Source organism: Pseudomonas sp. SWRI99 (assembly GCF_014270125.1).
GTDB lineage: Bacteria > Pseudomonadota > Gammaproteobacteria > Pseudomonadales > Pseudomonadaceae > Aquipseudomonas > Aquipseudomonas hamedanensis.
The window spans coordinates 1-22,381 of the sequence record NZ_JABWQR010000004.1 but is presented as its reverse complement, the minus strand read 5'-3'; the positions used below and the strand labels follow the sequence as shown (position 1 = coordinate 22,381).

Sequence of the window (22,381 nt, the reverse complement as noted above, 5' to 3'; positions counted from 1 at the left end):
CTTCGTCACCTAAACCAATGACCCGTAAGCATTTCGCTAGAACTTGCCGGCGAATACAGACACCATAGCCGCCAACAGCCTCAGACACTGGAGCCCGTCAGCGTGGCGCAACACACCCCCGAACTGCCCCCCGAACTTCGTTCACTGGCCGAGATGCCTTGGTTCAAGCGTCTGGCCGCACGCTTCTTCGGCCACGGACTGACCCGTCTGCGCGCCCAGCACCGTGCGTCCTGGCTGCACGGCCAAGCGGATGGGTTTCGCAGCGGCCACACGGCCGGCGTCGAGTACGGTTTCAAGGAGGGTAAGCTCGAGGGGCTGGAAGAGGGGCGTCAGGTCCTGTTGATCCGCGACAGCCGCAGCACCGAACATCGGCCGCCCAGTGTTGATAACCATTTGTTCGACGACTGGCGCCTGCCGCTGACGGCTGAACTGAAAAAACGCATGAAAGCGGATGTCGGCCGTTTGCTGCCCGGACACGCTCAGCCCAGCGCCGCGCAATGGAAGATGATTTTCAGCGATACGCCGTCGACTTCCGTGGTGGCCGGCGCGGGTGCCGGCAAGTCGACCACGCTGGTGTTGCGCATTCTGCTGCTGAGTCATTACCTGGGTTTTGAGCTGGATTCGATGACCGTGGTCACCTTCACCCGCGAGTCGCGCAAGGACTTCATCGATAAACTGATTGAAGTGTTTGCGCTTTGGGGATTGACGTTGAGCCTCAGGCAAGCGCGGGAGCTGGTGCGCACGTTCCACTCGCGAATTTTGCCCATGGTGCGCAGCTTGGCGGGATTCGAGCGTTTGCAGGCCTTCGAAAATCTCAGCCAGCGTTCACCCGCAGGCGAAGAGGAGGCGGACAGCAATCCGTTCGACCTGCGCATCAACGATGCGCAGCGCCAGCAACTCAATGCCTGTTACCACCGTTTATTCACCGAGGACGAGCGGTTTCGTCAGTTGATTCAGCCGCTGTCGCGTGCCGGTTTGCAGCTCAAGGAGCTGGAACGAGACCATCCTGATGTGCAGAAGCGCATGGCCGTCACCGAACTGGCGTCCAGGCGCGATGAGGAACTGTGCGATGCGATCGAAGACCTCTGGTTTCGCGCGGGCGCCTGGCCGATCAAAGGCATCGAGCCGAATCGGCAGACGTTCGACATCAATGGCTCGACCTTCCACTGCCATGGTTACATCCCCAGTCTGGATGCTTGGGTGGTGCTGGGTTTTGACCCCCGGGAAAACCCGCAGGTCTGCCGACCCAACGCCAAGCTCAGCTTGCGTGCAGAGTGGGCGGTCAAGCGCACCCTGTTTCAAGCTTTCTGCCGTAAACCTTTGATTTGGTTAGATAGCTACGAATCTTCTCGCCGGGTTCTGGCGACCCTGGCCGGTGATGCCAGTGCTGGCCCCGGCTTCGATTACAAGGTCAAGGGAGAACTGGCCTCGGCGCCATTGCTCGACTGTTTCGTCGCGGCCGCAGGCTTTATCGAGAATCTGGGCCTGGATGTGCCGGATGCCGTCGGGCGCATGAGCTTCGCCAAGGATGATCCGGACCGGTTTTTCTTTGAGGCACTGAGCCTGTTCTGGCGGGCGTTCGAAGACCACCTGCTGGACCAGAAACCTCCTGTGATGACTTACAACCGCATGTTTGCGCTGTTCAGCGAGCATTCGCCGGAGAATCTCAAGCTGCTCAGCGACGAACTGCTCAGGCCTTTGTCGCACCTGATGATCGACGAATTTCAAGACGTTTCACCACAAATCGTCTCCTGGGTCCGCGCCAGCCTCAGCGAAATCCGCAGCCGCGGCCCGGCCATGCACATCGGCCGCGGTGCGCAGCGCTCGTCGCTGCTGTGCGTGGGGGATGACTGGCAATCCATTTATGGCTGGCGCGGCAGTTCGCCGAGTTACTTCATGGAATTCAACAAAGAGTTCCCGTCGCCGAGCACCACCCGAGTGATGCTCAGCGACAATTACCGCAGCCACCAGTACATCATCGACGCCGCCGAACACATCGTCCGTGCAGCACCGGCGATCGCGGGCAAGAAAGCCAAGGCCAGCGGTGAGCCGAAGACGCCGCACCCGGTCAATGTGTTGGAGCGCGATGATCAGGCCATGGGCCAGCGCCTCGCCGAGCATTACCGGCAGGGTCATTCAATCTTGATGCTTTATCGAAAAAGCAGCGATAAGCTATTGATACAAGAGCATATTCAGCCTGTAGTTAATGTTGATTCGAGCTTGCCGTACGAAGCCCGACGGCTCAAACAGCTCACTTATCACAGCGCAAAAGGCCTACAGGCCGATGCCGTGTTTCTGCTTGGCGATTGTCAGCACCTGACCAGCTCACCTTACAAAAATCAGGTTTACCGCATGGCCGGCCTGGGCAAGAACGGCGACAGCGAACCCTACGACAGCGCGCAAAAGGACGAAATCCTGCGCCTGGCCTATGTCGGCATCACCCGGGCGGTGAGCCATTGCTACTGGTACGTCGATCCTCAGGAAGCACCTGCGGCCAACATGCCGCGTGCGTCCGATCGGGTGGCGAGGGGCAAGCCGTTTTTTGCCGACCAGCGACCTGAAAAGAAAATCGGCTGAACGACAAAGCCCCGGCTTTTGGGCACGGGGCTTTTTGCATTGGAGCTTGGGCGGCGCTGGAGCGCGGTTATCGGGATTAGGTGTGTTCAGTCATGGATGAGGCGGCTGTCAAACCGCTATCGCGAGCACTTGCTTTCACAAATAAAAAAGCCCGCATCGCTGCGGGCTTTTCAAATTAAATCAATACATTACGCGTAGCTCTTAAACAACTCCGGAGGAGTAAAAGCCTCCAGCTCAGCCTCGATGGCCTCGATGATCAGCTCGACATCCGCCGCATTCATCACCGTGGCACAAGGAATGCCCGCGATTGCAATCAAGGTTTCGCCGCTCTTTCGATCGAACAAACGAGCCACCAGGCTGCCAGGCGCATCCATCGTGGCCTCAAACCCCATTGGATGAAAATGCCAGCGCATCAGCTGGCAGGCATTGGGAAACGTGACTTTGCTAAACCCTTTGTTCATGTGTTGCCCGCCTTCTTCATCGAGCGCTTCCGTTTGCTCATGTTAGGAGGGAAGAGCCTTCATTGGCTCAACCGGTGACAGGTATTAAAAGTAGCATCCGTATGTGAAAAAGCTGTGAGTTTTTTCAGTCCGTTTGGCGATTGAACTGATTTTTTTGATGTGGATCACGTCACCTTCATTAATCGCCAAAATGCCACTACGGTTTTGTCATTGAAGCCGGCGGCGATCTTGGGCAAGCTCGGTTCTTTTCGCCGAGCCTCCTATGCACGCCGACGACGACGGCCCAGAACAGACCCAGGCCACGGCCGCCACGGTCATGCGCTACCATTTGAGCTGGAAGCACCGGGACCTGGACAGCGTCATGGCGCTCTACCATCCGGCCATCCAGTACAACGATTTCTTTCAGAATCGCGTGTTGGGCCTTGATGAGTTGCGCGAGTACGTGCGTGTCAGCATGCCGCGAGAATCCGACGAACTGCTGGAGCACTGCGACCGCATTCGTGTGGATGGCAACACTGCGTTCATTCAATACGAAGTCACCCTGCGCGGTGGTGAAGGGTTGGTGTCGTTCCGTTCCAGCGAGGCGATTACGGTCAGGGACGGGCTGATCTGGCGGGTCAATGAATATGCATCGTTGCTGCGCGCCCAGGCCAGCGGCACGGCGCCGGCGAGCCAGCGTCCGGCGGTGAGTCGTCTGGGCCTGTCCCCACGGCAGTTAAGCTTCATGGCGCAAGACCTGCAGCAATACTTTGAGCAACAACAACCCTACCTCGATCCCGAGCTTGACCTGCAACGGGTGGCGAAGGAGTGCGGGTATAGCCGTAACCAGATCTCGTATTTGCTCAATCAAGTGTTGGGCCAAAGCTTCTATCGTTACGTCAATCAGGCGCGCTTGCAGCATTTATTGCGCTCGCTGGACAGCGCCACATTGCCGGTGCGCATCGATGAGCTGGCGTTCGCCGCTGGCTTCAACTCGCTGTCGGCGTTTTACAGTTGTTTCCGCCAACACACCGGGCAGTCGCCAAAGGCTTACGCCAAACAAATTTCTTTGCGGACACGCGCGCAAGACATCGGCTAACGCCCGCCGCTAGGATCGACGTCATCGAAAGTTCTCAGTGGCGGAGTCCTGCATGCCGGCGTGGCGCACTATCAGTTTATGGATGGACCAACTCGATGAGCCGCTGATCGCGCGTCCGGCGCTTGAGCAGGATCTGGACGTTGACGTGGCGATTATCGGTGCCGGTTACACCGGGCTGTGGACCGCCTATTACCTCAAGCAACACGCTCCCGGACTCGATATCGCTATCGTCGAAGCGCAAACCGCCGGTTTCGGCGCGTCCGGGCGCAATGGCGGCTGGCTGATGGGCAATCTGCTTGGCGAAGATCGCCTGCTGGCCGGGTTGTCGCCAGAGCAGCGTCGAGCGTCGTTCGATTTGCTGCACAGCATTCCCGATGAGGTAGAAATCGTCGTCGAAAAAGAAGGCATCGATTGCGATTATCGCAAGGGCGGGGTGCTTTATTGCGCGGCGCGCTATCCAGAGCAGGAGACAGCCCTGCGCGACTATTTGAGCAAGCTGTACGGCCAAGGCCTGACCGAGGACGATTATCGCTGGCTCAGCCCGGAGCAACTGGGGCAACAGATTCGCGTGGCGAAACCCTATGGCGGCATTTTTGCGCCGCACGTTGCCACGATTCAGCCGGCAAAACTGGTGCGGGGGCTGGCGCGCACCGTGCAGGGCATGGGCGTGAGGATTTACGAAAACAGCCCGGTCACCCATTGGCAATCGGGCCATTTGCGCACCGTCAAGGCAAGCGTGCGCAGCCGCTGGGTCGTCCCAGCCGTCGAAGGCTATTCGGTGACGCTGCCGCCATTGGGTCGCTATCAGTTGCCGGTGCAAAGCCTGATTGTTGCCACAGAGCCTCTACCTGCCGCGATCTGGGACGAAATCGGCCTGAGTCGCGGCCAGGCCTTCAGCGAGTTCAGCCGCCAGGTTACCTATGGTCAGCGCAGCGCCGACAATCGTTTGGTGTTCGGTGCGCGCGGCGGCTATCAGTTTGCCGGCCGCTTGCGCCACAACTTTGATCTGGCACGCGATGAAGTCGAACTGCGCCGCTACCTGTTTGGTGAGTTGTTCCCGCAACTGAAAAACGTGCGGATTACTCACGCCTGGGGCGGCAACCTCGGCATGTCCCGACATTTCAGGCCGCACATGCTTTGTGATCGCGCCGAAGGCATTGCGCTGTCCGGCGGTTACGGCGGCGAGGGCGTTGGCGCCAGCAATTTGGGCGGGCGCACCCTGGCCGATCTGATCCTTGAGCGCGAGACCGAACTGACGCAACAACCGTGGGTGCTGCCGGACGGCGGTATTCAAGCCTTGCGCGCGTGGGAGCCGGAGCCGTGCCGCTGGCTTGGCTACAACGCAATCATCAAAAGCTTCGTGCACGAAGACCAGACCCTGGCCAATCCGGCGACGCCACCCTGGCGGCGCAAACTGGCCAGCCGCGTCGCCGGGTTCATGGAAGGTTTCATGCACTGAACGTCGTCCCCCTCCAAAAAACAGGTCATGCCCATGAGCATCACGCAATTCAAGCACACCGCGACATTGTCGCTCGATGAATCCGCCCCGGTGGCCGTGCCGCTGGGCGAGCCGGTCGCTATCGCTTCGACCACCAGCGTGGAGCGCGACGACGGCGTCGAAACCGGCGTCTGGGAGTGCACGCCAGGGCGCTGGCGTCGGCAGATCACCGCGCAGGAGTTCTGCCATTTCATTGCCGGGCGCTGCACGTTCACCCCGGACGGCGGTGGTGAAACCCTGCACATACAAGGCGGCGACGCACTGATGTTGCCAGCCAACACGCTCGGCACCTGGGATATCCAGGAAACCGTGCGCAAGAGCTACGTGCTGATTTTCTGATTGCTTGATCTTTGATTGCCTGCCAACAAAAAAGCCCATACAGGAATCGCCCCATGATCCAGAAAACCCTCACATTGGCGCCGCTGTTGCTGGCCGCTTCCGTCAGTCATGCGGCCGAGACGGTCAAGGTCTACAACTGGTCTGACTACATCGCGCCGGACACGACAAAAAACTTCACCAGGGAAACCGCGATCGGCGTCACCTATGACGTTTACGACAGCAACGAAACCCTCGACGGCAAGCTGATGACCGGCAAATCCGGTTACGACGTGGTGTTTCCCTCCAACCACTTCATGGCGCGACAGATTGAGGGCGGGGCACTGAAGACACTCGACAAAAGCCAGCTGCCCAACTGGAAAAATCTCAATCCGGTGCTGCTCAAGGCGTTGCAGACCAATGACCCGAACAACGAGCACGGCTTTCCGTACCTGTGGGGCAGCACCGGCATCGGTTACAACATTGCCAAGGTCAAAGCGGTGCTGGGCGAAGATGCGCCGGTGGATTCGTGGGACTTGATCTTCAAGCCCCAATACATGGAAAAGCTGCAGAAGTGCGGTGTGGCGATACTCGATAACGGCCCGGAGTTGCTCCCGGCGGCGCTCAACTACCTCGGCCTGCCACACCACAGCAAGAATCCCGAGGACTACAAAAAAGCCGAAGCGCTGCTGATGAAAGTGCGGCCCTATGTCAGTTATTTTCATTCCTCGAAATACACCAGTGACTTGGCCAACGGCGATATCTGCGTCGCGGTCGGCTTCTCCGGCGACATCCTGCAAGCGGAGAATCGCGCCAAAGAGGCGAAGAACGGCGTCGACATCGGTTATGCGATTCCCAAAGAAGGCGCGGCGATCTGGTTTGACATGGTCGCCATGCCCGCCGACGCGCCGGACGAGAAGGCCGGTTATGCCTTCATGAATTACCTGCTGCGTCCCGACGTCATGGCCGCCATCAGCAACCACGTGCACTACGCCAACGGCAACGAACAGGCCGACAGCCTGATCGACCCGGCGATCAGAAACGACACCAAGGTTTATCCGAGTCCGGAGATGATGGGCAAGCTGTTTGCTCTGGAGGCGATGCCGTTGAACATTGACCGGATTCGCACGCGGGTGTGGAACAAAATTCGTACGGGTAGCTGATTTTTTCAGGCAAACACACGGCCCTGTGGGAGGGGGCTTGCTCCCGAAGGCGGTGGGCCAGCGAACACAGTTATCGACTGACAGGCCGCCTTCGCGAGCAAGCCCGCTCCCACAAGGGGGAGCGGAAGACCTGATATTAGTTGATGCCAAAGCGCTGGCACTGCCATGTGAAAATGAGACTTTGCTAACAAAACCAAACTCACCGATATTTAATATTTAAATAGAAAATCGTCAGACAATTTCCAATCTTCCCGCAACTAAAAACAATATTCCCTCCCCACACGCTTTGTTTACGGCAGTTTCCTGATACAGCCAAATTGGATCGCAAAAAAATCCTTTACGACAGATTTCAAATTGTGTCAGGTTCGTTACGCCTTCATTGGGCGAGTGATAGGACGATCTCGCCAAAGATCGTCCTGTCGGACAAAAACTGTTCCATTGCTAAACAAGGAAGTGTGTTTATGTCGAAAGTTAAAACCAACGCTGTTGATTCCGCCGAACAGGCTTTTCAGCTGGCTGCCTTCAGCTCGGCGTACAACCAGATCAATAGCTTCAGCCATCAGTATGATCGTGGCGGCAACCTCACGGTAAATGGCAAACCTTCGTATTCCGTCGACCAGGCAGCTACGCAATTGCTGCGCGACGGCGCTGCCTACCAGGACAAGGACGGCAGCGGCAAGATCGAACTGACCTACACGTTCCTGACGTCGGCATCGTCCAGCACGATGAACAAACACGGGATCAGCGGGTTCAGTCAGTTCAGCGCGCAGCAACAAGCCCAGGCCAAGCTCGCCATGCAATCCTGGGCGGATGTGGCCAACGTGACCTTCACCGAGAAAGCCTCGGGTGGTGACGGCCACATGACCTTCGGTAACTACAGCGGTGGCCAGGACGGTGCCGCAGCGTTCGCCTATCTGCCAGGCACGGGTGCTGGTTATGACGGCACCTCGTGGTACCTGATCAACAGCGGCTACACGCAAAACAAGAACCCGGACCTGAACAACTACGGCCGTCAGACCCTGACTCACGAGATCGGCCACAGCCTGGGCCTGGCCCACCCCGGAGACTACAACGCCGGCAATGGCAACCCGACCTACAACGATGCGTCCTACGGGCAAGACACCCGCGGTTACAGCATCATGAGTTACTGGAGCGAGAGCAACACCAACCAGAACTTCAGCAAGGGCGGCGTCGAAGCCTACGCGTCCGGTCCGTTGATGGATGACATTGCTGCGATCCAGAAACTCTACGGTGCCAACACCACCACCCGTACCGGTGACTCCACCTACGGTTTCAACTCCAACACCGGTCGCGATTTCCTTAGCGCTTCGTCGTCGAGCGACAAAGTGGTGTTCTCGGTGTGGGACGCCGGCGGCAAGGACACCCTGGATTTCTCCGGTTTTACCCAAAACCAGAAAATCAACCTCAATGACGCCTCGTTCTCCGACGTTGGCGGCATGGTGGGTAACGTGTCCATCGCCAAAGGCGCGATCATCGAGAACGCCATCGGCGGTTCCGGCAGCGATTTGCTGATCGGTAACAGCATTGCCAACGAGCTCAAGGGCGGTGCCGGCAACGACATCCTCTTTGGCGCCGGCGGTGCCGACAAACTGTGGGGCGGGGCGGGTTCGGACACGTTTGTGTTTGCGGCGAGTTCCGATTCCAAACCGGGTGCGATCGATCAGATCCTCGATTTCGTCAGCGGTCTGGACAAAATCGACCTGACCGGCATCACCAACGGTGCCGGCCTGCACTTCGTCAGCAGCTTCACCGGTGCGGCCGGCGATGCGGTGTTGACTTCGTCGGGCGGCAACAGCCTGTTGTCGGTGGACTTCACCGGGCATGGCGTGGCTGACTTCGCTGTCAGCACGGTTGGCCAGGCAGCGTACAGCGACATCGTGGCGTGATGTGAACGGGAAAGCGGCGCTTGATGCGTCGCTTTCTTTGCTTGCATCGGTACGCGCTGTACGCAACGCTACAGGCTGGAGCGAATTTTCTTATGGTCAATAAAGCTTTTACCTACAGGGCAGCGGCGTGGCTTTGTGCAGCGTTCCTTGTGATTTCAGGAGAAACAGGTATGGCCAGCAGCCTCAGGCTCGAACAACCTTCAGTGTTTGCCGGAAAGTGGCTGGCAACGCTGTCCACCACACGTGATGACCCCAAGGCGCAAAAGCTGCAGGACAAGCCCTCGAATACGTGTGACGTTGAACTGCTTGCCAACCAGACTTTGGGTCAAGGGACCAATTGTCTGGGCGCATGGCTGGAGCAGGCGCCGATTGGCTGGTTTGCCGACCCCGACGGCTTATCCATGACCGGCAACGAAGGCTCAAGAATCCAGTTCTTCAGCCGACAACGTGATGGGTATTATCTGGCGACTTTGAAGTCCGGCCTTGTGGTGACGCTGAAGCGTGTAGCACCCGACAAATGATCGAGGTTGCCAATCAAGTTGGATATAAGGATTCACCCACTGGTTATAAAAAGATTTTTGAGGACAACTGCACTGCATTGAGCAGCGCTAGTTGTTATGAAAGTGTAAGCGGCCCCTCGCGAAACAGTGTTGACGCATGGCCCGCTTGATTAATTGAAGTCCCGTCAGCGCATGACGAGCAATAATTCCAGGAAGAACCAATGAAGATGGCGAAGGCCCCAGCCACCGCTCCGTTAATCAAGGCACTGGGTGACTATAAGAGCATCCTGATCAGCGTCGGTTGTTTCACCGCGCTGATTAACGTGCTGATGCTGGTGCCCTCCATTTACATGCTTCAGGTCTATGACCGGGTGCTCTCGTCGCAGAACGAAACCACCCTGGCGATGCTGTCGCTGATGGTCGTCGGTTTCTTCGCCTTCATCGGTCTGCTGGAAGTGATCCGCAGTTTTATCGTGATCCGCATCGGCAGCCAGTTGGAGCGCCGCTTCAACCTGCGCGTCTATCAGGCCGCGTTCGAACGCAATCTGTTCAAGGGCGAAGGCAACGCCGGGCAATCGCTGGGTGACCTGACCCACATTCGCCAGTTCGTCACCGGGCCGGCGCTGTTTGCTTTCTTCGATGCGCCGTGGTTTCCGGTCTACCTGTTTGTGATTTACCTGTTCAACGTCTGGCTGGGCGTACTTGCTACGGCGGGGGCGCTGCTGTTGATCGCACTTGCGTGCCTGAATGAATACATGACGAAAAAGCCGCTGGGCGACGCCGCTGGTTTTTCCCAGAAGTCCAGCCAGTTGGCTACCAGCCACTTGCACAACGCCGAAACCATTCAAGCCATGGGCATGCTCGGCTCGTTGCGCAAACGCTGGTTCCAGGTGCATTCACGCTTCCTCGGTTTGCAGAACCAGGCCAGCGACACCGGCGCGGTGATCAGCTCGCTGAGCAAGACCCTGCGTCTGTGCCTGCAATCGCTGGTGCTGGGACTCGGTGCATTGCTGGTGATCAAGGGCGATATGACCGCGGGGATGATGATCGCCGGTTCCATTCTGATGGGGCGCGTGTTGAGTCCGATCGATCAATTGATCGCCGTGTGGAAACAGTGGAGCGGGGCGAAACTGGCGTACCGCCGTCTCGATGCGCTGTTGCAGGCATTCCCGCCGAGCGACGAGGCCATGGCCCTGCCGCCGCCGAAAGGCCAGATCACGTTCGAACAGGTCAGCGCCGGGCCGCCGGGGCAGCGGACAGCGACCCTGCACATGGTCAATTTCAACCTGGGCACCGGTGAAGTGTTGGGCGTGCTGGGCGCTTCTGGCTCCGGCAAATCGACGCTGGCGCGGGTGCTGGTGGGTGTGTGGCCGACCCTCGGCGGCACGGTGCGTCTGGACGGCGCCGACATTCACCGTTGGAACCGCGATCAACTCGGCCCCTACATCGGTTATCTGCCTCAGGACATCGAGCTGTTCAGCGGCAGCATTGCCGAGAACATCGCTCGTTTCAGCGACGCCGACCCGCAAAAGGTTGTCGCCGCCGCGCAGCAGGCCGGCGTTCACGAGATGATTCTGCGCCTGCCGCAAGGCTACGACACGCAATTGGGCGAGGACGGCAGCGGCTTGTCCGGCGGCCAGAAACAACGGGTGGCCCTGGCCCGCGCTCTGTACGGCAACCCGAGCCTGGTGGTGCTGGACGAACCCAACTCCAACCTCGACACCGTCGGTGAAGCGGCACTGGCCAGTGCCATTGCGCAACTCAAGGCGCAAGGCACCACCGTCGTACTGGTGACGCATCGCTCCTCGGTGCTGGCCCAGGCCGACAAGCTGCTGGTCCTCAATGACGGCCGCTTGCAGGCGTTCGGTCCGAGCCAGGACGTGCTCAAAGCACTCTCCGGCCAGCAGGAACAACCCCGTGAAAAAGCTGCACCAGCACCGGGCGGGCTCAGCATGAGTCGGCAGTATCAGCCCACGACAAGGAATTCGGGTGTATGAGCAGCGCCAGCATGAACACTGAAAACGAAGCGAACATGGAACACGCCTACCTCACCGAACGCCCGGAACGCGATGCGAAATTCTTCGCGCGCCTGGGCTGGATCCTGGCCATCGTCGGCGCCGGCAGCTTCTTCACCTGGGCCGCGCTGGCACCGCTCGATCAAGGCATTCCGGTGCAGGGCACCGTCGTGGTGTCGGGCAAGCGCAAAGCCGTGCAATCGATGAGCAGCGGCGTGGTCAGCCGGATTCTGGTGCGCGAAGGCGAGATCGTGAAACAGGGCCAGCCGCTGTTTCGGCTCGACCAGACTCAGGTCGCTGCCGACGTGCAATCGCTGCAAGCGCAATACCGCATGGCCTGGGCCAGCCTCGCGCGCTGGCAGGCGGAGCGCGACAACCTCAAGCAAGTGACCTTTCCCGCCGAGTTGAGCAACGACCCGGACCCGCGCCTGGCGCTGGTGCTTGAAGGCCAACGCCAACTGTTCAGCAGCCGTCGCGAAGCGTTCTCTCGCGAGCAAGCCGCGCTGCGCGCCAATATAGAAGGCGCCACCGCACAACTGGCGGGGATGCGCCGCGCCCGCAGCGACCTCAATGCCCAGGCCAGTTCCTTGCAGCAACAACTGAGCAATCTGCAACCGCTGGCCGACAACGGCTACATCCCGCGCAACCGCTTGATGGACTACCAGCGACAACTGTCGCAAGTGCAACAGCAACTGGCAGAGAACACCGGCGAAAGCGGGCGTGTGGAGCAGGGCATTCTCGAGTCGCGCCTGAAGTTGCAGCAGCACAGCGAGGAATACCAGAAAGAAGTCCGCACGCAACTGGCCGACGCACAACTGAAAAGCGTCACCCTGTCCGAGCAACTGACATCCGCCGGTTTCGACCTGCAACACAGCGAGATTCTCGCCACTGCCGATGGCGTCGCGGTCAACCTCGGCGTCCACACCGAAGGCGCCGTGGTGCGTCAGGGCGAAACCCTGCTGGAAATCGTGCCGCAAGGCACCACCCTGGAAGTGGAAGGGCACTTGCCGATCAACCTGATCGACAAGGTCGGCACGCATTTGCCCGTGGACATTCTGTTTACCGCCTTCAACCAAAGTAAAACGCCGCGTGTACCCGGCGAAGTCAGCCTGATTTCCGCCGACCAGATGGTCGACGAGAAAACCGGCGTGCCGTACTACGTGTTGCGCAGCAGCGTCAGCGATCAGGCCATGGAAAAACTCAACGGCCTGGTGATCAAGCCCGGCATGCCTGCGGAAATGTTCGTGCGCACCGGCGAGCGTTCACTCCTCAACTACCTGTTCAAGCCGCTGCTCGATCGAGCCGGTTCCGCGTTGACCGAGGAATAAGGATGTTCGGCTGTATGAATAAGCTTTCAATGCTGGGGGCAGCGATGATGCTGCTTGCAAGCCACTCGGCAGTCGCGGCGATGGGGCCGTTCGAGATCTACGAACAGGCGCTGCGCAATGATCCGGTGTTCCTTGGCGCGATCAAAGAGCGTGATGCCGGTCTTGAAAACCGCGCCATCGGCCGCGCCGGACTGTTACCCAGAATTGGCTATACCTACAACAAGGGGCGCAACTCTTCGAAAGCCACGTCCCTTGATGAGCGCGCGCGCAACCGTACCGACGAGCGCAACTACAACAGTTACGGCTCGGCACTGACGGTGCAGCAACCGCTGCTCGACTATGAGGCTTACGCCGCGTATCGCAAGGGCGTGGCGCAGTCGCTGTTTGCCGATGAAGCGTTTCGTGGCAAGAGTCAGGAACTGCTGGTGCGGGTGCTCGATAACTACACCAAGGCGCTGTTCGCCCAGGACCAGATCGACATCGCCCAGGCGAAGAAAAAGGCCTACGAGCAGCAGTTCCAGCAGAACGAACACATGTTCAAGCAAGGCGAGGGCACACGTACCGATATTCTCGAAGCCGAGTCACGTTATGAACTGGCGACGGCCGAGGAAATCGAGGCGCGCAACGAACAGGACGCGGCCCTGCGTGAGTTGGGGGCGCTGGTCGGCGTGCCGGCCGTGGACATCGGCGATCTGGCACCGCTCGGTCCGCAATTCCAGACCTTCACCTTGCAGCCGGCCAACTTCGACACTTGGCACGAGCTGGCGATCAGCAACAACCCGAACCTGGCTTCGCAGCACCAAGCGGTTGAAGTGGCTCGCTATGAGGTCGAGCGTAACCGCGCCGGGCACCTGCCGAAAATCAACGCCTACGCCTCGATGCGCGATAACGAGTCGGAGAGCGGCAACACTTACAACCAGCGCTATGAAACCAACACCATCGGCCTGGAAGTCAGCGTGCCGCTGTACGCCGGTGGCGGGGTGTCGGCCTCAACCCGTCAGGCCAGCCGCACCATGGAGCAGGCAGAATACGAACTCGACGGCAAGACCCGCGAAACCCTGATCGAACTGCGCCGCCAGTTCAGCGCGTGCCTGTCCGGGGTCAGCAAATTGCGCGCCTATCAAAAGGCGTTGAAGTCGGCTGAAGCGCTGGTGGTCTCGACGAAGCAGAGCATCCTGGGCGGTGAGCGGACCAATCTCGACGCGTTGAACGCTGAGCAGCAGCTGTTCACCACTCGCCGGGATCTGGCCCAGGCGCGCTACGACTATTTAATGGCCTGGACCAAATTGCATTACTACGCCGGGACCTTGAACGAGCAGGACCTGGCGCGGGTGGATGAGGCTTTTATGGTCGCTCAGCAGCCCTCTCCCTAAGCCTCTCCCGAGGAACACGCAACACCGCAAAAAGACCCGATAAAACAAAAAAAGCGAGTGATGAACATGGACGTACGCATCAAGCCGATCCCGGTCGGCACCCTGTTGCTTGTGATTTCTGCTACCTCGGCTCAGGCGCAGTATCTTGAGTCCGGCCAGCCCGGCGACCCGGCCAGTTGGCGCAGTGCCGAATTCCTCCGGGACTGGGGCCTGGGCCGCATGCAGGCCGAGCAAGCGTATGCCGCCGGCATCACCGGCAAAGGCGTGAAAATCGGCGCTCTCGATTCAGGCTTCGATGCGGCCCACCCCGAGTTCGCTACGGATCGCTATCACCCGGTACTCGCCAGCGGCAGCTACGTCGACGGTACGCTGTTCAACGTTAACGGCACCCTGAATCCCAACAACGATTCCCACGGCACCCACGTGGTCGGCACCATGGGCGCTTCGCGCGATGGCACAGGCATGCACGGTGTCGCTTACAACGCGCAGATTTTCGTTGGCAACACCAACAAGAACGACAGTTTTCTGTTCGGTCCCAATCCCGATCCGCGCTATTTCAAAGCGGTGTACGACGCCCTGGCCGACGCTGGCGTACGAGCGATCAACAACAGTTGGGGCAGTCAGCCGCCGGACGTCAGCTACCGCACGCTGGCGGACTTGCACGCCGCCTATGCCCAGCACTGGAATAAAGGCACTTGGCTCGACGCGGCGGCCGACGTTTCGCGCCGGGGTGTGATCAACGTGTTCAGCGCCGGTAACAGCGGCTACCCGAATGCCAGCGTGCGTTCGGCACTGCCGTATTTTCAGCCAGATCTGGAAGGGCACTGGCTGGCCGTGTCGGGTCTGGACCAAAGCAATCAGCAGAAGTACAACCAGTGCGGCATCGCCAAGTACTGGTGCATCAGCACACCGGGCGCGAAGATCGACAGCACCATTCCCGGCGGTGGTTATGCGATCAAGTCCGGCACCTCGATGTCCGCGCCGCACGCGACCGGCGCGTTGGCGCTGGTGATGGAACGCTATCCGTACATGAGCAATCAGCAAGCGCTCGAAGTGCTACTGACCACCGCCACGCAGCTCGACGGGTCTCCGACCGAGGCGCCGAGCGAGCGGGTCGGTTGGGGCGTGGCCAATCTGAACCGGGCGATGCGCGGCCTGGGACAACTGCTTGGTGCCTTCGACGCCAATCTGGCCGCCGGCCAGCGCGATGTCTGGAGCAACGACATCTCCGACACCGCGCTGCTCCAGCGTCAGCGCGAAGACGCCGCTGAACACAGCGCCTGGCAGCAAACCCTGCAAGACAAGGGCTGGCAGAACGGCGTTCCAGTCGGCGCCAGTCAGCAGGAGCAGACCGATTACGCGGTCGGCACGGCCCGCGATGCCGCAGCGGCGAATCGCGTGTATCAGGGCAGCTTGATCAAGTCCGGTGGCGGCCAACTGGTGCTTGCCGGCAACAATACCTATCGCGGCCCGACCACCGTCAATGGCGGTCTGCTGACGGTCAATGGTTCGCTGGCCTCAGCCGTTACCGTGAACGCCAACGGCACGCTTGGCGGGTCCGGGCGCATCGCAACGTTGCTGGCCAATAACGGCGCTCGCGTGGCGCCGGGCAATTCCATCGGCACCCTGAACGTGGCGGGCGATGTCACCTTCGCGCCTGGCTCGACCTACGCCGTGGAACTGTCGCCCACCGCCAGCGACCGCCTTGTGGCCGGCGGCAGTGCCAGCGTCAGCGGGGCCACGGTCAGCCTGGCGCTGGAGAACAGTCCGACACTGCTCAGCACCCGCGAGGTGCAAAGTCTGCTCGGCACGCAGTACCACATTTTGCAGGCGGCCGATGGCATTCAGGGCCGCTTCGCTGCGGTGCTGCCGAACTACCTGTTTATTGGCGGCCGTCTCGACTACGCCGCCACCGGTATTCAACTGAATATCGAGCGCAATTCGAACAGTTTCGCCAGTGTCGGTCTGACGCCGAATCAGCGCTCGGTTGCGGCCGCCGCCGAGGGCTTGGGCGCTGGCAATCCAGTCTATGAAAGCCTGCTGCGTTCGCCGACAGTGGCCACTGCGCAACAGGCTTTCCAGCAATTGAGCGGCGAAATCTATCCGGCCCTCGGATCGATGCTGATCAATGACAGTCGTCAGGTGCGCGACGCCGTTGGCGAGCGTCTGCAGCAGCCTGTGGCGGCGCAGAACAATGGCTGGATCAAAGCCCTTGGCGCTTGGGGGCGCACCGATTCGGGCAACGACACGGCGGGCTACAACACCTCGATCGGCGGCTTGCTGGCCGGCGTCGACGGCGCGCTCGACGAGCAGACCCGCGTCGGTCTGGTCACCGGTTACAGCGACAGTTCGCTAAGCATGGGTTCGGGCACGCGTTCTTCGGCGAAGGTCGACAGCTATCACCTCGGCGCGTACGCCGGTCATGCCATCGGCGCCTGGCGCTTGAGCACCGGCGGCGCGTACAGCTGGCATCGTGGCGATGTGAAACGCGAACTGCAATACGGCGATGTCAGTGCCAGGCAGAAAGCCAAAGTCGATGCGGCAACCACCCAGGTCTTCGGTGAAGCGGCGTATCGATTCAACGTGCTGGAGCCGTTCGCCAACCTCAGCTATGTGCATCTGGACACTGAAGGCTTTCGGGAGAAGGGCGATGGCGCAGCGCTGAAAAGTTCTGGCGATCAGCGTGACGCGGTGCTCAGCACCCTCGGCGTGCGAGCGGTCAAGACGATCAACCTGACGAACCGGCAGTCGCTGGATGTCAGCGGCCACGTCGGCTGGCAGCACAGCCTGACGGACATCGAATCGCAGCAACACCTGCGCTTTGCCAGCGGCGGCGCGCCGTATGCAGTCGAAAGCTCGGCCCTGGTGCGCGATGCCGCACTGGTCGGCGTGCAGGCCAGTCTGGCGTTGAGCAAAGACGTGCGGGTCAACCTCGATTACAACGGCCAGTTGGCGAGCCGCGAGAAGCTGCACGGCGTTGGTTTGAGCTTGAACTGGCAGTTCTGACCGGCCTGTGGCGAGGGAGCTTGCTCCCGCTGGGGCGCGAAGCGGCCCTCTGCATTCTTCAGGCAGATCGCATCGACTGTTTTGAGCCTGAACTGGCAGTTCTGTGGCGAGGGAGCTTGCTCCCGCTGGGGCGCGAAGCGGCCCTCCGCTTTCTTCAGGCGGATCGCATCGACTGTTTTGACGGCTGCTGCGCAGCCGAGCGGGAGCAAGCTCCCTCGCCACAGGCAAACGGATTTTTCGCAACAACACTAAGGAAGGTCGCTGGATGAAAAACAACAATACCCCCGCGCAAACGGGCGGCTGTTTTGCCCTGAAAACCCTGACGCTGGCGATGCTGTGTGCCAGCGCCATGGCGCAAGCCGCACCGTATGTCGAAAATGGCCGCACGGGTGATCCGTCGAGTTGGCGCAGCAGCGAGTTTCAGGCCGACTGGGGCCTGGGAGCGATTGGCGCCGATCATGCCTACGCCGCCGGCTACACTGGCAAGGGTGTGAAACTGGGGATCTTCGATCAGCCGGTATACGCCGCGCACCCGGAATTCTCCGGCGCGAATAAAGTCGTCACTCTGGTCACAAGCGGCATCCGCGAATACACCGACCCGTACATCCCGGTGAAGGCCGGCGATGCGTTCCTGTATGACGGTTCGCCTTCGGTCGGCTCCAACGGCAAGCTTGGGGCACACGGCACTCACGTCGGCGGTATCGCCGCGGGCAGTCGTGACGGTGGGGTGATGCACGGCGTCGCGTTCGGTGCGCAGATCATCAGTGCCGATAACGGCGACCCAGGCCCGGAAGACGGCATCGTCCGCGGCAACGACGGCGCGGTGTACAAGGCCGGTTGGGACGCGCTGATCGCCAGCGGTGCGCGGATCATCAACAACAGTTGGGGGATCGGCATCACTGATCGCTTCGACCTCGGCGGCCGTGATCCGGCGTACCCACACTTTACCGTCAACGATGCGCAGTTGCAGTTCAACGAGATTCGCACGCTGCTCGGCACCAAACCCGGTGGCGCCTATGACGGCGCGATAGCTGCTGCGCGCAGCGGCATCGTGACCATCTTCGCCGCCGGCAACGACTACAACCTCAACAACCCGGATGCCATCGCCGGCCTCGGTTACTTCGTGCCGGACATCGCGCCGAACTGGATCACCGTGGCCGCGCTGCAAAAGAATCCGGATCTGGCCAGCGCCAATCCGTACATCATGAGTACCTTTTCCTCGCGTTGCGGCTATACGGCGAGTTTCTGCGTCTCGGCACCGGGCACGAAAATCTACAGCGCGATCATCGAAGGCACCAACGCCGACAACCTGACCACCAGCTACGCCAACTACAACGGCACCTCCATGGCCGCGCCGCATGTGGCCGGTTCCATGGCAGTGCTGATGGAGCGTTTCCCGTACATGACCGGCGATCAGGTCGCCACGGTCTTGCGAACCACCGCCACTGACCTCGGTGCACCGGGCATCGACGCCTTGTACGGCTGGGGCATGATCAACTTGCGCAAGGGCATCGACGGCCCGTCGATGTTCGTCACCGAGCAGGACATTCCCGAGGAGTTCCGGATTCAGGGCGCTTACGGCTCTGGCCAGTTTGTCGCCGATCTGCCGGGTATTGGTGCGATCATCGATCAAGGCAAACCGACTGAACGCGTGTGCACCGACATCACTTGCGGCCTCGACACCTGGCGCAACGACATTGCCGGCCACGGCGGCCTGACCAAGCAAGGCATCGGCACGCTGGTGCTGACCGGCAACAGCAGCTACAGCGGCCCGACCCTGATCAACCAGGGCCGCCTGGCCGTCAACGGTTCGCTGCAATCGGCGGTCACGGTCAATGACGGCGGCATCCTCGGTGGCAACGGTCGCATCGGCGCGCTGGCAGTGAACCGCGGCGGTACGGTGGCGCCGGGTAACTCGATCGGCACTCTGAACGTGGCTGGCGACGTCACCTTCGCGCCGGGTTCGACCTACGCCGTAGAGTTGTCGCCAACCAGCAGCGACCAGATCAATGCAACCGGCAAAGCGGTGATCGAGGGCGCCACGGTGAGCATGGCGCTGGAAAACAGTCCGACCTTGCTCAGCACCGGCGAAGTGCAAAGCCTGCTCGGCACGCGCTACAACATTCTGCAAGCGGCCGGCGGCATTGAAGGGCGCTTCGGCCAGGTGTTGCCGGATTATGCATTCCTCGGTGGCACGCTGGACTATTCGGCTGACGGCATCCAGCTGGCGGTGGGGCGTAACGCCGCCTCGTTCGCCAGCGTCGGCCTGACGCCGAATCAGCGTGCGGTCGGTGCCGCTGCCGAGCGCCTGGGTGCGGGCAACGCGTTGTTCGAAAGCCTGTTGCTGTCGCCCAACGCGGCGTCGGCGCAACAAGCCTTTCAACAGTTGTCCGGCGAGATCCACCCGGCCATCGGCACGCTGCTGATCAACGACAGCCGCTACCTGCGCGAGGCCGTCGGTGAGCGCCTGCGTGAGCGCGATCTGTTCAATGCCGACGCGCCCACCGACGCGGGCAGCAATGCCTGGGTCAAGGTGCTGGGTTCGTGGGGAGAGAGCGACGGCGGGCATAAGAACGCCGATTCCAACAGCTCCATCGGCGGCCTGCTGGCCGGTGTCGACGGCTTGATTGCTGAAGATACGCGGCTGGGTTTTGTCACCGGTTACAGCGACAGCTCATTGAGCATGGGCAGCGGCACGCATTCTTCGGCGTCGGTCGACAGCTACCACTTGGGCGCGTATCTGGGCCATGAAATCGATGCCCTGCGCCTGACCGTCGGCGGCGCCTATAGCTGGCACCGCATCGACGTGAAGCGTGACCTGCAAATCGGTGCTGCCGGCAGCAAACAGAAAACCAAGCGTGACGCGACCACGGCGCAGTTGTTCACCGAGGCCGCTTACGATCTGGGCTTGCAACCGATGAACCTCGAACCGTTCGCCAACCTGTCCTATGTTCACCTCAACACCGACAGCTTCACCGAAAAGGGTGATGCCGCGGCGCTGAAGGGCGGTGAAGACAATCGCGATGTGGTGCTCTCGACCCTGGGTGTTCGGGCCAAACGCAGCTTCGCCCTGTCGGATCAACATCAGCTGGAACTGGGCGCCAGCCTCGGCTGGCAGCACAACCTGAGCGACGTCGATGCCGACAGTCATTTGGCCTTCGCCAACGGCAACAGCGCATTCACCGTGCAAAGCGTGTCAATGGACCGCGATGCTGCGGTGGTTGGCGTGCGTGCCGGCCTGGCGCTGAACCGCGATGTGCGGGTCAACCTGGATTACAACGGGCTGATCGGTTCGAATGAGAAGGACCACGGCGTGGGTCTGACCCTCGACTGGCAGTTCTGACGCGTAACCGGCAGCTCTTGCCGAGCTGCCGGTTTTGAAGAAAAGGGAGCGCAGCACATGGGATTGTTCGATTACAAAAACGCCGATGGCAAAGGGGTGTACAGCGATGCCATCGCGCTGACGCTGTATGCCTACACGCCAACGGGCAAGCCTTTGCCCTCTACCGCATGGGCGCCGGTCACCGCGACGGCGCTGGGCTATCAGGGCAAGGTCGGGTCGCAGGGCACGTTCTTTGGTGAGCAGGAAGGCTTTACCAGCGCCGAGGCAGAAGTGCTGGGCAAATACGACGCCGCTGGCAAATTGATCGGCCTCGGCATTGCCTTCCGCGGCACCGGCGGACTGGGTTACAGCGACACTTTCGGCGACCTGAAAAACAATCTGCTGGCAGCGGTGGGGCCGTCGGATTACGCGAGCAATTACGCGAAAAACGCTTTCGACAACCTGCTCAAGGCTGTCGCCGCCTTCGCGGTTGCCAACGGCATTGCCGCCACGGACGTGCTGATCAGTGGCCACAGCCTCGGCGGGCTCGGGGTCAACAGCGTCGCCGAGTTGAGCGCGGACAATTGGGGCGGTTTCTTCAGGGACGCCCATTACATCGCGTTCGCCTCGCCGACCCAGAGCAGCACGGGCAGCAATGTATTGAACATCGGTTTCGAGAACGATCCGGTGTTTCGCGTACTCGACGGCACTACGTTCAGCACCGCGTCGCTGGGCAAGCACGATAAGCCGCACGATTCGACCACCGACAACCTCGTCAACTTCACCGACAACTATGCCTCCACCGCGCAGAACCTGGTGCCGTTCAGCATCGCCAATCCGCTGAACTGGTCAGCGCACAGTTCGCTGGGCTATGCCGACGGTTTGAACAGGGTGATCGATTCGAAATTCTACGACCTCACCAGCAAGGACTCGACGATCATCGTCTCCAATCTGGAAGAGGCGTCCCGAGGCAAAACCTGGGTCGAGGATCTCGGTCGCAGCGGCGAGCCGCACACCGGCAGCACCTTCATTATCGGCACCGACAGCAATGACTGGCTCAAGGGCGGGGCGGGTAATGATTTCCTGGAGGGGCGTGCCGGCGATGACCGGTTCCGTGATGATGGCGGCTTCAACATCCTCCTCGGCGGCCAGGGCCACAACATCTTCGAACTGCAAAAACCGCTGCAGAATTTCAGCTTCGCCAACGACGGTGACGGCACGCTGTACGTGCGCGACGCCTACGGCGGCATCAGCCTGACCCGCGACATCGGCGCACTGGTCAGCAAGGAATCGGGTTCGTGGTGGGGCAGCAAAGAGATCACCTGGGGCATCACCGGCAAAGGTTTGAGCAACGGCAGCGAACTCACCCCCTACAGCCACTCACTCAATGGCGATGGCTACGGCAATGCCTTGCACGCGAGCGGCGACGGTGACTGGCTGTTCGGCCTCGGTGGCGATGACCAACTGATCAGCGACAAGGGCCAGGTGACGTTCGTTGGCGGCGCCGGTAACGACGTGATGACGGCAACGGGCGGCAACAACACCTTTTTGTTCAGCGGCGCGTTCGGCTTTGACGCGATCAACGGCTATCAGGGCAGCGACAAACTGGTGTTCATGGGCGTCGAAGGCGCGGGGCAGGGCTACGACTACAAACAGCACGCGGCGCAGTCCGGCGGCGATACCGTGCTGAAGATTGGCGATTATGCCGTGACCCTGATCGGGGTTGGAGTGGCTAATCTGTCGGATTCAAGTTTCATGTTCGCCTGATAACCCATGTAGGAGTGAGCCTGCTCGCGATAGCGGTGTCCCAGCTGCGGATGTTGCAACTGACAGACCGC

The 22,381-nt window shown here is 60.6% G+C and carries 14 protein-coding genes; 13 read left to right on the top strand and 1 reads right to left on the bottom strand.

Annotation, left to right across the window (positions count from 1 at the left end):
• Positions 1 to 102: 102 nt before the first annotated feature.
• On the top strand, positions 103 to 2,577 hold the full coding sequence (locus HU743_RS04320; protein ID WP_186647125.1) for a UvrD-helicase domain-containing protein: 2,475 nt from the start codon (positions 103 to 105) through the stop codon (positions 2,575 to 2,577).
• 188 nt (positions 2,578 to 2,765) lie between these two features.
• Here HU743_RS04320 and HU743_RS04315 read toward each other — a convergent pair whose 3' ends face one another.
• Positions 2,766 to 3,038, bottom strand: coding sequence for a DUF1652 domain-containing protein (locus HU743_RS04315; RefSeq protein WP_186548372.1), 273 nt, complete (start codon positions 3,036 to 3,038; stop codon positions 2,766 to 2,768).
• A 262-nt stretch (positions 3,039 to 3,300) separates the two neighbouring features.
• Between HU743_RS04315 and HU743_RS04310 the strand changes: the two genes are divergently transcribed.
• From HU743_RS04310 to HU743_RS04255, 12 genes are all read left to right on the top strand, one after another.
• On the top strand, positions 3,301 to 4,116 hold the full coding sequence (locus HU743_RS04310; protein WP_186548370.1) for a helix-turn-helix domain-containing protein: 816 nt from the start codon (positions 3,301 to 3,303) through the stop codon (positions 4,114 to 4,116).
• A gap of 52 nt (positions 4,117 to 4,168) precedes the next feature.
• Positions 4,169 to 5,575, top strand: coding sequence for an FAD-dependent oxidoreductase (locus HU743_RS04305; RefSeq protein WP_186647123.1), 1,407 nt, complete (start codon positions 4,169 to 4,171; stop codon positions 5,573 to 5,575).
• Positions 5,576 to 5,608: 33 nt separating this feature from the next.
• Positions 5,609 to 5,953 carry a cupin domain-containing protein gene (locus HU743_RS04300; RefSeq protein WP_186647121.1) on the top strand — a complete coding sequence of 115 codons (345 nt, stop codon included), beginning with the start codon at positions 5,609 to 5,611 and terminating at the stop codon, positions 5,951 to 5,953.
• Between the two features lie 53 nt (positions 5,954 to 6,006).
• On the top strand, positions 6,007 to 7,092 hold the full coding sequence (locus HU743_RS04295; RefSeq protein WP_186647120.1) for a polyamine ABC transporter substrate-binding protein: 1,086 nt from the start codon (positions 6,007 to 6,009) through the stop codon (positions 7,090 to 7,092).
• A gap of 461 nt (positions 7,093 to 7,553) precedes the next feature.
• Positions 7,554 to 8,999 carry a serralysin family metalloprotease gene (locus tag HU743_RS04290; protein ID WP_186548361.1) on the top strand — a complete coding sequence of 482 codons (1,446 nt, stop codon included), beginning with the start codon at positions 7,554 to 7,556 and terminating at the stop codon, positions 8,997 to 8,999.
• Positions 9,000 to 9,091: 92 nt separating this feature from the next.
• Positions 9,092 to 9,520 (top strand): AprI/Inh family metalloprotease inhibitor, encoded by a 429-nt coding sequence (locus HU743_RS04285; protein WP_186647118.1) that lies wholly within the window; start codon positions 9,092 to 9,094, stop codon positions 9,518 to 9,520.
• A 200-nt stretch (positions 9,521 to 9,720) separates the two neighbouring features.
• Positions 9,721 to 11,496: a type I secretion system permease/ATPase gene (locus tag HU743_RS04280; RefSeq protein ID WP_186647116.1), complete on the top strand. Its 1,776-nt coding sequence runs from the start codon at positions 9,721 to 9,723 to the stop codon at positions 11,494 to 11,496.
• A complete protein-coding gene (locus tag HU743_RS04275) occupies positions 11,493 to 12,842 on the top strand; it encodes an HlyD family type I secretion periplasmic adaptor subunit (RefSeq protein WP_186618972.1) in 1,350 nt (449 codons plus the stop codon). The genes HU743_RS04280 and HU743_RS04275 overlap by 4 nt, the downstream gene beginning before the upstream one ends.
• 2 nt (positions 12,843 to 12,844) lie before the next feature.
• Entirely contained in the window at positions 12,845 to 14,215 is a 1,371-nt protein-coding gene (locus HU743_RS04270) for a TolC family outer membrane protein (protein WP_186647114.1), read from the top strand.
• Between the two features lie 66 nt (positions 14,216 to 14,281).
• A complete protein-coding gene (locus HU743_RS04265) occupies positions 14,282 to 17,221 on the top strand; it encodes an autotransporter serine protease (RefSeq protein ID WP_186647112.1) in 2,940 nt (979 codons plus the stop codon).
• A gap of 265 nt (positions 17,222 to 17,486) precedes the next feature.
• Positions 17,487 to 20,564: an autotransporter serine protease gene (locus tag HU743_RS04260; protein WP_186647110.1), complete on the top strand. Its 3,078-nt coding sequence runs from the start codon at positions 17,487 to 17,489 to the stop codon at positions 20,562 to 20,564.
• Between the two features lie 57 nt (positions 20,565 to 20,621).
• Positions 20,622 to 22,310: a polyurethanase gene (locus HU743_RS04255; RefSeq protein ID WP_186647108.1), complete on the top strand. Its 1,689-nt coding sequence runs from the start codon at positions 20,622 to 20,624 to the stop codon at positions 22,308 to 22,310.
• Positions 22,311 to 22,381: the final 71 nt, after the last annotated feature.

What these genes read in the sequence shown, in the direction of transcription:
- HU743_RS04315 (WP_186548372.1), bottom strand. Translation starts at nt 3,038, where the DNA reads ATGAACAAAGGGTTTAGCAAAGTCACGTTTCCCAATGCCTGCCAGCTG.
- HU743_RS04310 (WP_186548370.1), top strand. Translation starts at nt 3,301, where the DNA reads ATGCACGCCGACGACGACGGCCCAGAACAGACCCAGGCCACGGCCGCC.
- HU743_RS04305 (WP_186647123.1), top strand. Translation starts at nt 4,169, where the DNA reads ATGCCGGCGTGGCGCACTATCAGTTTATGGATGGACCAACTCGATGAG.
- HU743_RS04300 (WP_186647121.1), top strand. Translation starts at nt 5,609, where the DNA reads ATGAGCATCACGCAATTCAAGCACACCGCGACATTGTCGCTCGATGAA.
- HU743_RS04295 (WP_186647120.1), top strand. Translation starts at nt 6,007, where the DNA reads ATGATCCAGAAAACCCTCACATTGGCGCCGCTGTTGCTGGCCGCTTCC.
- HU743_RS04290 (WP_186548361.1), top strand. Translation starts at nt 7,554, where the DNA reads ATGTCGAAAGTTAAAACCAACGCTGTTGATTCCGCCGAACAGGCTTTT.
- HU743_RS04285 (WP_186647118.1), top strand. Translation starts at nt 9,092, where the DNA reads ATGGTCAATAAAGCTTTTACCTACAGGGCAGCGGCGTGGCTTTGTGCA.
- HU743_RS04280 (WP_186647116.1), top strand. Translation starts at nt 9,721, where the DNA reads ATGAAGATGGCGAAGGCCCCAGCCACCGCTCCGTTAATCAAGGCACTG.
- HU743_RS04275 (WP_186618972.1), top strand. Translation starts at nt 11,493, where the DNA reads ATGAGCAGCGCCAGCATGAACACTGAAAACGAAGCGAACATGGAACAC.
- HU743_RS04270 (WP_186647114.1), top strand. Translation starts at nt 12,845, where the DNA reads ATGTTCGGCTGTATGAATAAGCTTTCAATGCTGGGGGCAGCGATGATG.
- HU743_RS04265 (WP_186647112.1), top strand. Translation starts at nt 14,282, where the DNA reads ATGGACGTACGCATCAAGCCGATCCCGGTCGGCACCCTGTTGCTTGTG.
- HU743_RS04260 (WP_186647110.1), top strand. Translation starts at nt 17,487, where the DNA reads ATGAAAAACAACAATACCCCCGCGCAAACGGGCGGCTGTTTTGCCCTG.
- HU743_RS04255 (WP_186647108.1), top strand. Translation starts at nt 20,622, where the DNA reads ATGGGATTGTTCGATTACAAAAACGCCGATGGCAAAGGGGTGTACAGC.